General features: G+C 53.0%; 12 protein-coding genes. 1 reads left to right on the top strand and 11 read right to left on the bottom strand.

Features of this window, described 5'->3' with window-relative positions; all coding sequences use genetic code 11:
* Window positions 1-47 precede the first annotated feature (47 nt).
* The 5 genes from Q1L85_RS16100 to Q1L85_RS16080 all read right to left on the bottom strand — a co-directional run bounded on the left by Q1L85_RS16100 (window position 48) and on the right by Q1L85_RS16080 (window position 6,107).
* Window positions 48-1,640 (bottom strand): isocitrate lyase, encoded by a 1,593-nt coding sequence (locus Q1L85_RS16100; protein WP_300433592.1) that lies wholly within the window; start codon window positions 1,638-1,640, stop codon window positions 48-50.
* Between the two features lie 163 nt (window positions 1,641-1,803).
* The gene (locus Q1L85_RS16095; protein ID WP_300433591.1) at window positions 1,804-2,748 is read right to left on the bottom strand and encodes a sensor histidine kinase; all 945 of its coding nucleotides are present in this window, start codon (window positions 2,746-2,748) and stop codon (window positions 1,804-1,806) included.
* A complete protein-coding gene (locus Q1L85_RS16090) occupies window positions 2,741-3,289 on the bottom strand; it encodes a heme NO-binding domain-containing protein (protein ID WP_300426998.1) in 549 nt (182 codons plus the stop codon). Before Q1L85_RS16090 ends, Q1L85_RS16095 begins: the two co-directional genes overlap by 8 nt.
* Window position 3,290: 1 nt before the next feature.
* Window positions 3,291-4,646, bottom strand: coding sequence for an HD domain-containing phosphohydrolase (locus tag Q1L85_RS16085; RefSeq protein WP_300426999.1), 1,356 nt, complete (start codon window positions 4,644-4,646; stop codon window positions 3,291-3,293).
* A gap of 276 nt (window positions 4,647-4,922) precedes the next feature.
* Window positions 4,923-6,107, bottom strand: a complete 1,185-nt coding sequence (locus Q1L85_RS16080; RefSeq protein WP_300427000.1) for an NAD(P)/FAD-dependent oxidoreductase — start codon at window positions 6,105-6,107, stop codon at window positions 4,923-4,925.
* An 87-nt stretch (window positions 6,108-6,194) separates the two neighbouring features.
* On the opposite strand from Q1L85_RS16080, the gene Q1L85_RS16075 reads away from it, so the two are divergent.
* Window positions 6,195-6,989 (top strand): 1-acyl-sn-glycerol-3-phosphate acyltransferase, encoded by a 795-nt coding sequence (locus Q1L85_RS16075; protein ID WP_300427002.1) that lies wholly within the window; start codon window positions 6,195-6,197, stop codon window positions 6,987-6,989.
* Between the two features lie 11 nt (window positions 6,990-7,000).
* Here Q1L85_RS16075 and Q1L85_RS16070 read toward each other — a convergent pair whose 3' ends face one another.
* The 6 genes from Q1L85_RS16070 to lpxD form a co-directional block, all read right to left on the bottom strand.
* Window positions 7,001-8,473 (bottom strand): methyl-accepting chemotaxis protein, encoded by a 1,473-nt coding sequence (locus Q1L85_RS16070; protein WP_300433590.1) that lies wholly within the window; start codon window positions 8,471-8,473, stop codon window positions 7,001-7,003.
* Between the two features lie 73 nt (window positions 8,474-8,546).
* Complete coding sequence (gene rnhB, locus Q1L85_RS16065; RefSeq protein WP_300427007.1) at window positions 8,547-9,158, bottom strand: ribonuclease HII; 612 nt, start codon at window positions 9,156-9,158, stop codon at window positions 8,547-8,549.
* Complete coding sequence (gene lpxB, locus Q1L85_RS16060; RefSeq protein ID WP_300427019.1) at window positions 9,155-10,294, bottom strand: lipid-A-disaccharide synthase; 1,140 nt, start codon at window positions 10,292-10,294, stop codon at window positions 9,155-9,157. Before lpxB ends, rnhB begins: the two co-directional genes overlap by 4 nt.
* A 1-nt stretch (window position 10,295) precedes the next feature.
* On the bottom strand, window positions 10,296-11,066 hold the full coding sequence (gene lpxA, locus Q1L85_RS16055; RefSeq protein WP_373915219.1) for an acyl-ACP--UDP-N-acetylglucosamine O-acyltransferase: 771 nt from the start codon (window positions 11,064-11,066) through the stop codon (window positions 10,296-10,298).
* The gene (gene fabZ, locus Q1L85_RS16050) at window positions 11,063-11,521 is read right to left on the bottom strand and encodes a 3-hydroxyacyl-ACP dehydratase FabZ (RefSeq protein WP_300427021.1); all 459 of its coding nucleotides are present in this window, start codon (window positions 11,519-11,521) and stop codon (window positions 11,063-11,065) included. The genes lpxA and fabZ overlap by 4 nt, the downstream gene beginning before the upstream one ends.
* Window positions 11,522-11,531: 10 nt before the next feature.
* Window positions 11,532-12,548, bottom strand: a complete 1,017-nt coding sequence (lpxD, locus tag Q1L85_RS16045) for a UDP-3-O-(3-hydroxymyristoyl)glucosamine N-acyltransferase (RefSeq protein WP_300427009.1) — start codon at window positions 12,546-12,548, stop codon at window positions 11,532-11,534.
* Window position 12,549 lies beyond the last annotated feature (1 nt).

Below are 12,549 nucleotides of genomic sequence, written 5' to 3'. Positions count from 1 at the left end.
AAAAAAGCGGCCCGTAGGCCGCTTCTTTAAGAACAACTAATCAGATCTTAAGAGAACTGGTTAGAAGTGTTCTTAGCACCACCGGCTTTCAGAGCGTTCTCACCAGCAAAGTATTCTTTGTGGTCGTCGCCCATGTCAGAGCCAGCCATGTTCTGGTGCTTAACGCAAGCGATGCCTTGACGGATCTCTTTACGCTGTACGCCAGCAACGTAGCCCAGCATGCCCTGCTCACCGAAGTACTCTTTAGCCAGGTTGTCCACAGACAGTGCAGTCGTGTGGTAAGTAGGCAGAGTGATCAGGTGGTGGAATACGTTCGCTTCGCGAGAAGTGTCAGCCTGGAAAGTCTTAACACGCTCGTCAGCAGCTGCAGACAGCTCAGAGTTGTCGTATTCAGCAGACATCAGGTTTGCACGATCGTATGCAGAAACGTCTTTACCTTCGGCTGCCCATGCATCATAGGTCTGCTGACGGAAGTTCAGAGTCCAGTTGAATGATGGAGAGTTGTTGTAAACCAGTTTCGCATCTGGGTGTACTTTACGTACTTCGTCCATCATGCCTTTGATTTCGTGAACTGTAGGTACTGCAGTTTCGATCCACAGCAGGTCAGCACCAGCGTTGATAGCTTCGATACAGTCGAATACGCAACGCTCGTGGCCAGTGCCCTGACGGAACTGGTACAGACCAGAAGGCAGACGCTTAGGACGAACCAGCTTGCCGCCACGGTTGAATACAACGTCACCTTCAGCCATGTCAGCTACGTCGATTTCTTCAACGTCCAGGTAAGAGTTGTAAACGTCACCCTGATCGCCTGGCTCTTTAACCACTGCGATTTCTTTAGTCAGGCCAGCGCCTTCAGAGTCAGTACGTGCAACGATAACACCGTCGTCAACGCCCAGCTCCAGGAAAGCGTAACGCAGAGCGCGCAGCTTAGCGTGGAAGTCGTTGTGAGGTACGGTTACTTTACCGTCCTGGTGACCACACTGCTTCTCGTCAGCAACCTGGTTTTCGATCTGCAGGCAGCAAGCACCAGCTTCGATCATCTGCTTAGCCATCAGGTAAGTCGCTTCAGCGTTACCGAAACCAGCGTCAATGTCAGCAATGATAGGTACGATGTGAGTTTCGTAGTTGTCGATCTGGTTCAGGATTTCTGCTTCTTTTGCAGAATCGCCAGCTTCACGAGCTGCGTCCAGAGCGCGGAACAGACCACCCAGTTCACGTGCATCAGCCTGACGCAGGAAGGTGTACAGTTCGTTAACCAGAGAAGCTACAGCAGTTTTCTCGTGCATAGACTGGTCAGGCAGAGGACCGAAGTCAGAACGCAGAGCAGCTACCATCCAACCAGACAGGTACAGGTAACGACGCTTAGTAGTACCAAAGTGCTTCTTGATAGAGATCAGCTTCTGCTGACCTACAAAACCGTGCCAGCAGCCCAGAGACTGAGTGTACTTGGTTTTGTCTTTGTCGAACTCTGCCATGTCTTCACGCATGATTTTGGCAGTGTAACGAGCGATATCCAGACCAGTTTTGAATTTGTTCTGCTGACGCATACGTGCCGCAGACTCTGGGCTGATAGCACCCCAGAATTCGTTGCCACCGATAACGCCTTCAAGCGCTTTGATATCTTCTTGGTAAGTCGACATGAGTCAATCCTTCAAAGAGTGGGTAGTAAAAGTTATTCAGACTAACCGGGGCTGGCCTGATACTTAGGACATGCGAATGTTAGTGCTTTGGCACTCATAATTAAAATCAATAGTATCTATGTGTACTATTTTTTGTATGAATGCCAGAAGAGAGCGGTCAGGATCACTGATCCTGGTCCGCTGCTGGCAGGTATATCAGGAAGGTGGTTCCTACGCCGATCTCACTCTCGACGCGGATTTCGCCATTGTGCTCTTCAATGAACCCATGGGAAATGGATAGCCCAAGTCCCGTCCCCTGCCCCACCGGTTTAGTGGTAAAGAAGGGGGTGAACAGAAGCTTCATATTGGTCTCGCTGATGCCACATCCGTTGTCCCGGAAAGAAATCTCGACACGCTCATCCTTCATCCGGGTGGTGATGTGTATTTCGCCATTCTCGCTGACCGCCTGATTCGCGTTGGCGATCATGTTGGTGAATACCTGGTTCAGCTTGCCAAAGTAGCCCCGGACCTTAGGCAGATCGTCGGCGTAATCAACGATGACCTGGGCGTGATACTTGGTCTGGTTACTGAGGATGTTGACCGCACCACGGACACACTCGTTAACGTCAACCATGTCCATATCACCGCTGTCTTCCCGGGTGAAGGATTTGAGATCGGCGACGATCTGCTTCACCCGTTCGAGCCCCTCAATGGTTTCTGAGGTCAGGCTTTCGAAGTCCATCAACAGATACTCGACATCGTGACGGGTCAGTCCTTCGCGCCAGGCGTTACGGATCGTCTCTGCGTCAGCTCCACTGTTTACCAGCTGATCCATCGTAAAGACGAAGGTATTGATATCTGACATCCCTTCCGCCATCGTGCAGAAGTTACTGTAAATAAAGCCAATGGGGTTATTAATCTCGTGCGCGACCCCTGCAGACAACACCCCCAGAGACGCCATTTTTTCGTTGTGAACCATCGCCTTCTGGTTTTCCTGCATGCTGCTGTTGGCCGCTTTCAGCGCCTCGAATGACTCGTACAATTCACGAGACTTATCTTCCAGCTTCTGCTCGGCCAGCTTGCGCAGCTCTTTCTCTCTCAGATAGGCGTCTTTGTAATCGTCAGCCATCATCTGACTCCACTAAATCAACCTGAATATGGCAAGACTCATCACCCTTGTGCATACAGACATCGTGGGTAATCCGGATCGGTTCCTTAAAATGCTCTGCAGAGCCCAGAATCAGGCCCTCAGCCAACCAGCACATTCTTCGTTTGGAGTGGTACTCCATCAGAATCGACCCAGGACGCTGATCGTAGTTAAAGCGCGGCAGATTGGCATCCGGATACAACTTCAGGACTTCGACATGCACAATGCGATCAACCGACGCGAGGAATTCGAGCAGCCCAGTGCAGTTATCAAAAAAAGAAGGGAAGCGATCGTAGAACTGTTTGACCATGTATTTACCGAAGTGACGAAGTAGTGCCTCCTGCTCCATACCGGTAAATTCACAAGCAACCACCACCAGCTTTGTCATCTCGGCATCAGGGTAGCTTTCGGAAGACAGATAGAGACCATCGGACCCGGCTTTCTCAAGAAGCGCGTTCCAGCCCTCGAGGCCAAACTGTTCTTCGACCATGTCTCTGAGAATATCGAACACTACACCTTTCATGTCATGCCCCTGTAGATTCCAGTTCGGACTGATCGCGGCGCACGCGGATATCAAGCTCCCGCCCAGTACAGCTCTGCAGACTCCGGAGCTTACCGATCAGCTCATCTGTCAATGTGTGACCTTTGGTCAGCAGGATCATACCCCGCTCACTGAACAGGTCGTCCGCCAGAACCATTCCAGGTTCAAGATCAGCAGCATTCAGCCTTTTCTCGTCGGCCACTAAAGGCGCCGTGACGAATGCCCCACACTGTTCGCAGAACACAGCCAGAAGCCTGGCGTCATATCGGCTGGCCTGGTTCAGCAGTTCGGCGCGCGCAGCTGCGGGGGTCATCTCAACACCATTGAAACGCCCCCGGATAAAATCAGTGTAGTCACGAACGAGAGAAATAATACGTGACCCAACCGGAATGTTTTCTGACGTAAGGTTATCCGGGTAACCGGACCCGTCGAAGCGCTCAAACTGATGGCGGAGCATCACGGCGGCCTGCTGCATCCCGGGGACACCCATCAGGGCCGCCTCGGCCAGCACAGGCGATTGCGAGAACAGCCTCAGGTCTTCGCCGTCAAAGTCCGTGAAGGGTTTCGTTAGCAGCTCATCGGGCAGACCAATAGTCCCCAGATCTGCCAGCATGGCAGCATCTCTGACACTGCGGATGTCCTGCTCGCCCAAACCCGCAGCCTCAGCCAGCGAAGCCGCCATTTCAGCCCGCAAGCCAGCCGTGGTACTTCCCTTCGGGTCTCTTAACACCGCCAGAGACGTTGCCAGGCGCAGTACATGCCCGTAGCTTTTCTGCAGGTCACTGAAGGCATGCTCAATCAGACGGGCGTGGAGACGCAATTCTTCGGTACGATCAGAGACACGCTTCTCAAGCGTCGCATTTAACTCAGCCAGCTCGTCATTGCGTTGTTTGAGCTCCCCCTGAAGTTTCTGGTTACGCAGCTCCAGCATGTGCCCTTTTACGGCATCCGCCACCAGCTTTTTCAACTCTGCGTCGTTCCAGGGCTTAGGAATAAAGCGATGAACCTGTCCGGTATTGATCGCCTTCAATGTGGTGTCTGTGTCCACCTGGCCAGTGATCAGCAGCCGTGTCGTGTCTGGCATCCGGCGCGCGACCTCACCCAGAAAATCGGCACCGTCCATCCCCGACATACGCATATCAGAAATCACAACCACCGGGATGGCTGATTCTAATAGGTGAAGACCACTCTCGGCGGATTCTGCGGTGAGAATGCGGGCATTGAGGGGAGTGAGCAGCATAGTGAGAGCCCGCAGGATCTCTTCTTCATCGTCGACCAGTAACACCACCGGGGCATTATCCGGTGTTGTGGTAACTTTGACTGAGGAAGAAAACGACATTCAGGCGCTCCGTTGGACCTACTTATCCTCAGTCTAGACAAGCTGAACGCCTTCGATGGGCCAGACCTTTGTTTTCCAACAGGGCCGGATTATGAAGAATCACTCCTCACAGACTGACTGTCACATTTCCGACGCGAAGCAATCAAAATAACGTCAATCAGACATCACAGGAGCACGAAGTATTCTGAGATGCCTGAATTACTGTTGAGTTATAGAACGAGGAGGAATATGGAGTGTCTTCAGGCAGTCCGGATTGTCAGCCTGAAATTTTTCCTGTCAGATAGCCTCTGCGGCAGCTGCGGCGCTGGCCCAGGCCCACTGGAAGTTAAACCCGCCCAGATGTCCTGTGACATCCACGACCTCACCAATGAAATACAGCCCGGGGACTTTTTTCGACGCCATAGTGCGAGAAGACAGCTCATCCGTGTTCACGCCCCCTAACGCCACTTCAGCAGTCCGGTAGCCTTCTGTGCCTGCGGGGCGTACCAGCCAATGCTGTAAAGAATGAATCAACCGTTCTGCCTTTTCGCCACCGAACTCTGCCAGAGCACGATTCTCTATATTCAGGGCGGCCAGCCATTGCTCTGCGAACTTCTGCGTCGTCAACTCGGCCAGCCAGGTCTGTATATGCACCTTCGGCCGCTCAGTTCTCTGCGCCTGCAGATGTTGCGCCACATCGACCGATGGAAGCAGGTCGATGTCGATAAAATCGCCTTCGCGCCAATAGGACGATATCTGCAGCATGGCGGGCCCGCTCAGCCCCCGATGAGTGAAAAGCATGTCGTCACTGAAGAACTTCCCGTTACAGCCCACCGTCACAGGCAGCGCGGTGCCCGACAACGCCGAACACAGCGCTTTGTTGTCATCCGTGATGGTGAATGGCACCAGGCCTGCGCGTGGGGCATAGACCTCATGCTCAAACTGACGGGCTATCTCGTACCCAAAACCACTGGCACCTAACGTCGGGATTGAAGGCCCTCCGGTAGCAATCACCAGGCTCTCAGCGTTCCACTTTCCGGTCTGAGTCGTCACACTGAATTCAGCTCCGTTATGACTGACCGCTTCAATTTGAGTATTCATCCGGATGTCGACTCCACCCTGCTCACACTCAGTGAGGAGCATATTCAGAATGTCGGAGGCTTTATTGTCACAGAACAGCTGACCATCTTTTTTCTCGTGAAACGGAATACCGTGCTTAGTCACCAGTTCGATAAAGTCCCATTGGGTATAACGACTCAGGGCGCTTTTGCAGAAATGTGGGTTGTGGCTGAGGTAACGTTCGGGCTCGATATAGTAATTAGTGAAATTACAGCGACCACCGCCAGACATGAGAATTTTCTTTCCTGGCTTATTTGCATGATCCAGCACGACGACACGGCGCCCTCTCTGACCGGCAAGCGCAGCACAGAACAGACCAGCAGCTCCCGCCCCTATTATCAGAACATCGGTCTTGCCAGACATTACATAACCTCACATCGCATTTATCGTAACTTGCCCCACCGGGGCCGGCTGATATTATACCGCCCATTGTTCTGAGGATGCAGATTCATGCAATTGATTGATCGTGAAGGCCTGATGAAAGCCACAGGCCTGTCTGCCAGAAAAACAGATTTCATTCTTTCGCTGCTCAAGGGACCCGTTCTGACCCGGATCTGGGAAGGTCTTGAGCACAAAGAAGGCATCGACATGATCGAAGATGCACTCCGTGCACTGGAAATGGATCTCGTCTACGACAAAGAAAAACTGATTGAGTCAATTCCTGCGGAAGGCCCTTTCATTACCGTATCCAATCACCCGTTCGGCTTTCTCGACGGAATTATTCTGCTGCTGATTATCGGGCGGATACGGCCGGAGTTCCGTGCCGTTGCCAACTTTCTGCTGGCGTACTTTGAACCCATCTCCGACCTGTTTATTACGGTAAACCCCTTTGAGAACAGCGGTCCCAAAGGCATGGGCGGTACACAGAAGTCACTCGAGCAACTGAATAAAGGACTTGGGCTTGGCTTGTTCCCGGCGGGCGAAGTATCCACCTGGTATCCTGGGCAGAAAGGCGTCCGTGATCGTGAGTGGTCACTATCGAGTATGCGTTTGATTAAACGGGCAGATGTTCCTGTTGTGCCTGTCTATTTTGACGGCGAGAACAGCCTGAGCTTCCACCTGCTTGGTAAGCTGCACCCAATGCTGCGCACGTTGCGTATTCCTGCAGAATTTCTGAAAAAGCAGAAGAGCGAAATCCGCCTCGGCATCGGAGACCGGATTGAAGCCAGCGAGCTTGCGGCTCTGAGTGAAGAGGAAGTGCGAGACCTGCTGCACGAGCGGACCTATTCGATGCGAACGTCATGACAGTGACATCGTCAGAATAATTGGGTTTCCTCCGACGCAAACGAGCCTGCCAGATCAGAGAGTGTCGAAATCTCACGTTCGAGGCTCTGAATCGTTCCCGCGATATCAGAGGTCGCCTGATGCGCTTTTTCAATTGCTTGCCGAATCAGATCAAACTGGTCGGTCATCGCCTCGTTCATTTCATTCTGTTGCTTACTCGATTGCGATAGCTCACCAAGAAATTCAGAGACTTCATTGGAATTCGAGCGTAATGCCTGCATCGCTGCATCCGCTTTTTCAGAATTCTCCAGCCCTGTCGTGACAAGCTCTGTCACCTCCTCCATCGAGGCCATCGCCTGCTGAGTGACATCAAGTATGTTACCGATCTGAGTGCTGATCTCACCGGACGAACGATGGGTACGCTCTGCCAGCTGACGTACTTCATCAGCCACAACTGCAAACCCCCGACCGTGCTCACCAGCGCGCGCAGCTTCAATCGCCGCGTTCAACGCTAACAGGTTGGTCTGCTCCGCAACCGCCTGAATCACACCAACAATACTGGTGATTTCGTCACTGCGTTGTGTCAGCTCCTGAATCTGCTTCGCGGCGAGCGTGACGGTAGCTGAGACTTTCTGCATGTTCGCATTTGTCACACTCATGATATTAGCGCTGACAGAGGCTTGTTCTCCGGCCCCGGACGCAGAGTCAGCAACACGCTTTGCATCTTCATAGTTCCTGATGGTCCTCTGGCGCAACTCAGCCATTCCCTCAGCAACGCTGTTAGCGTGTTCAGACTGCTCTTTCATACCAGCCGCAGTGCTCTGGGAGTGAAACGAGATATCGTTACTGTCCGAGCGTATGACATTCAGTGACTGATTAATCGAAATCAGCAGTTCACTGATCCGGTTGGCAAGTTTTTCAGCCTCTTCCCGTCGTTCCCGTAAGAGTGAGAAACCCGTATTTTTAGACGATTCATAAATAAGAGCCAACACCCCAATAGCACCGGCCCCTAGCAGAAAACCCAGGGTATCGAGGATGTGCTGTGAGCTCTCATCGATGTTTAAGGTATTCTCAGGCTGAACAACGCCGAAGAAAACGAGGACGCCGAACCCAATGGCAGTCCAGACCCCACCCTGGCGGTGGCTGGCGAGCATGGCACTTGTCAGTGGAAACACCAACAGTCCCGGTACGAGATAACTGGAGATCCCTCCAGACAGGTAACACCCCCAGGTGAAATACGTCAGGATCGAAAACAGCATCAGGCTGCAGGCCTTCTCTATCTGAGAAGTAAACCGGACAATCGCAAGACATCCAAAGGACATCGAAAGAAAATACAGGTGTTCGATCAAAAAGCCTTCAACACCGAGCGCAGACTGCATTGCGATAATGGATATCATGGCAACGATGGCGCAAAAGGCAGTGCCAACAAGAACCCGGCCTTTCAGTAGCCTGTTTGGTTCGGCAGGACGCGGCGAAGCAAGAAAAGCATCTAACAGGGCGAACATCAGAAGTCCCCACAGGTATCAGGTCTATTATGTATCTTGTCAGTCTAGACGAGGATACTGACCCTGCAGAAGCTTACTCTTCTTTGAGTAACGCCTTCACCGGTGCATACGTGCGCCGGTGTATCGGGCATGGGCCCAGCGCCTGCAGTGCTTCAAGGTGTGCCTTGGTCCCGTAGCCTTTGTGTTTGGCAAAACCATAACCCGGGTATTTTTCATCCATCTGAATCATTTCCCGGTCGCGCTGTACTTTGGCAAGTACGGAGGCAGCAGAGATGGCCGCTACAAGCGCATCCCCTTTGATAATCGCATCTGCTGGGATAGTCAGTTCAGGGAGGCGGTTACCATCAATCAGAGCATGGTCACATGGCAGCGTCAGCCCTGCGACGGCACGGGACATCGCGAGCATCCGCGCATTGAGAATATTAATGCTGTCAATTTCTTCAACAGTGGCGCTGGCGATACAGTAGTCGAGGGCACGTTCACGAATTTCGTCGAACAGGCGCTCACGCTTTTTTTCGGAGAGTTTTTTGGAGTCTGTCAGTTCAGGAATGGGCTGCTCAGGATCGAGAATGACCGCTGCCGCATAGACATCCCCACACAGAGGGCCTGCCCCCGCTTCGTCGACGCCACAATAGAGCAGCTGCTGATCAATCAGTGACTGCTCAATCACGGTTTCGACACTCACAAGCGATCATCCAACAGGTCGGCCACGGCCTGTGCGGCTTCGGAATCGGCGTTTCTTTTCAGCTGACGATGAATAAACTGAAAGGTCTCCTGAAGCTGATGCACGGTATCATTGTCTTCCAGTCGGGCAAGCAAGGCAGCCGACAGGTTTTCAACCGTCGCATCATGCTGAATCAGTTCAGGAACGACTTCTCTACCGGCTAACAGGTTGGGAAGAGACACGAATTCCTGCGTGATAAGACGGCTCAGAATCCAGTGTGTCAGAGGGGCTACGATATAGCTGACCACCATCGGCCGCTTCATCAACATGGCTTCAAGCGTGGCTGTGCCTGACGCGAGAAGTATGGCATCTGACGCTGCCATACAGGTCTGCGATTGCCCCAGGATAATCTTTACCGGAAGGACTTCCGGGTATTCCGTGACGATCTGCTCTATCTGATCACGACGATCAACACTGGCAGCGGGAATGATAAATTTAAGCTCAGGACGCACCTTCAGCATCGCGCTGGCGGTATCCAGAAACACCTGACACAAACGCGAGACTTCACCACTGCGGCTACCTGGCATCAGGCAGACGGTCGGGGCCGTTTTATCCAGCTCAAGAATATCCCGCGCCGGCTCTTTTGCCGTCTCAAATGGGATTTTATCGGCAAGGTGGTGACCAACGAAACGCACTGGCACCTTATGATTTTCATAGAATCGTGCTTCGAACGGAAACAGCGTCATCATCAGATCGACCGCTTTTTCAATTTTCAATACACGTTTCTGACGCCATGCCCAGACAGAAGGACTGACGTAATGGGCGGTCTTAATGCCCGCCTGACGCAGCTTCAGCTCCAGGCCGAGATTAAAATCAGGCGCATCAATACCGATAAAGACATCCGGGGGATTAGCAATCCAGCGGCGGATGAGGTCTTTGCGAACCTTGAGCAACTCAAACAGTCGCCCAAGCACCTCGACCAGCCCCATCACGGACAAACGCTCCATAGGCACGAAACTGGTCATGCCTTCGGCCTGCATCAGCGGCCCACCGATCCCCTCGAACTCCGCCTGCGGATATCTGGCTTTCAGTGAGCGGATCAGCCCCGCGCCTATCATGTCTCCGGACGTTTCGCCCGCTACCAGCGCTATCCGCATATTATCGGATGATGCCACGTGATGCTGCCTGGATACTTTCTACCAGTGCAGCGACACCGGCATCTTCCTGCGCAACCGGCTCAAGCTCGGCCATGGCTTCCGCAAGCGTCAGACCTTTGCGATAAATCGTTTTGTACGCTTTCTTGATCAGGGAAATGCTTTCCGCACTGAAGCCACGACGACGCAGACCTTCACTGTTGATGCCATGCGGTGTCACCGGGTACCCCTGAGCCATCACATAGGCGGGAATATCTTTCAGTACGACTGAACCAGCGCCACACATGGAATGCGCGCCAATCGTACAGAACTGGTGCACTTGTGTAGAACCGCCGAGAATCGCCCAGTCTCCCACTTTTACGTGGCCGGCGACGTTGGTGTCGTTCGCCAGAATACAGTTGTCACCAATGATCGCATCGTGAGCAACATGCACATTCACCATGAACAGGTTATTGCTGCCGACGATGGTCGTGCCCTGGTCCTGAACTGTGCCGCGATGAAACGTACAGGCTTCGCGGATCACATTGTTATCACCAATCACCAGCGTGGTTGGCTCGCCGTTGTATTTTTTGTCCTGGCACTCTTCGCCGATGCTGGAAAACTGGAAAATGCGGTTGTTTTTACCAATTTTGGTTGGTCCACGAATAATTACGTGAGGGCCAACAACCGTACCTTCGCCAATTTCTACATCCGGTCCGATAATTGAAAATGGACCGATCTCTACTCCGTCTGCAATCTTCGCAGCCGGATCAATAATTGCTCGTGAATCAATCATGGCAATTCAAGCCTCTTCTCTGCACAGATGATATCTGCGCAACATACAATCTCACCATCCACCTCAGCCTGGCTCTCAAATTTCCAGATCCCACGTCGACAGCTCACAAGCGTCGCACGGAGGTTCAGCTGATCTCCCGGCACCACAGGACGCTTGAAACGCACCCGCTCACTGCCGGCAAAATAAAAAATCACACTACGGTCGCGATCTTCACCTTTCACCATCATTCCGAGATAGCCCGCTGCCTGCGCAAGGGCTTCCAGCGTCATCACGCCGGGCATCACCGGGTGACCGGGAAAGTGTCCGTTGAAGAAATTTTCATTAATGGTCACGTTCTTCAGAGCGTGGATAGTTGCCCCACTCTCTGCCTCGGTATCCACCGCAACAATCCTGTCTAACATCAGAAACGGGTAGCGATGAGGCATCACATCCTGAATGTCAGCTATGGTTTTTATGGACATGACCTCAGTCCTTCGTACGTTTCTCTAGTTGTTGTATTCTGCGCGCCATGCTGTCCAGCTGACGGAAGCGGGTTGCCGCCTTACGCCATTCATTCAATGGCATCTGCGCAGTACCGGTGGCGTAGCCTCCCGGTGTATCAATTGATTTGCTGATCACGGATTTAGGGCCGACGAACACCCCGTCGCAAAGCTCAAGATGCCCTGCCACACCGGCATTACCTGCAAGCGTACAATGTTTACCAAGCACAGAACTGCCCGCCACACCTGCCTGCGCAGCCATGGCTGTTCCTTCGCCAAGCACAACGTTGTGCGCCACCTGAACCTGGTTATCCAGAATGACGTTATCGCCTATCACAGTGTCGCCAAGGGCTCCACGGTCGACGCAGCTGTTCGCACCAATCTCTACGTCGTTACCAATGCGCACACCACCGAGCTGGCAGATTTTTTCCCAGCGCCCCTGATCGGGTGCAAAACCAAAACCATCCGCACCAATCACGGTACCTGAGTGAACCCGTACACGGTCGCCCATCACCACATCGTGATAGACAGTGACGTTAGCATTCAGGTGACACTGACGCCCCAGTACTGAATGATCGCCAATCACGGTCCCGGCGCCAATCTCACAATCGTCGCCGAGAATCACCTGTTCACCGATCACCGCGTGAGCACCCACCCGACAACCTGCTCCCAGCGTCGCCGAATCCGCCACCACGGCAGTGGGATGAATTCCGGTATTCACTCTGGGGCGATTATCAAACAGCTGAGTGGCCCGGGCAAAAGCCAGATAAGGGTTCGCCGTAATAAGCGCAGCAGAAGCCACCTCATCTGCGTGTTCAGGGCGGACAATAACGGCACCGGCTGAGGTTTCGCTCAGCTGACTGCGATAACTTTCGTTGGCCAGAAATGCAACTTCACCGGCGGTGGCATCTTTCAGAGTTGCCAGGCCGGTGATAGTGGCGCTGCCATCCCCCCGGAGCTCAGCTCCGAGGTGACTGGCCAGGTCAGTAAGACTGATCTGCATG

This window comes from uncultured Thalassolituus sp. (assembly GCF_950066645.1).
GTDB lineage: Bacteria > Pseudomonadota > Gammaproteobacteria > Pseudomonadales > Oceanobacteraceae > Thalassolituus.
The sequence above is the reverse complement of the archived record's forward strand: the minus strand, read 5'-3'. Positions and strand labels throughout refer to the sequence as shown.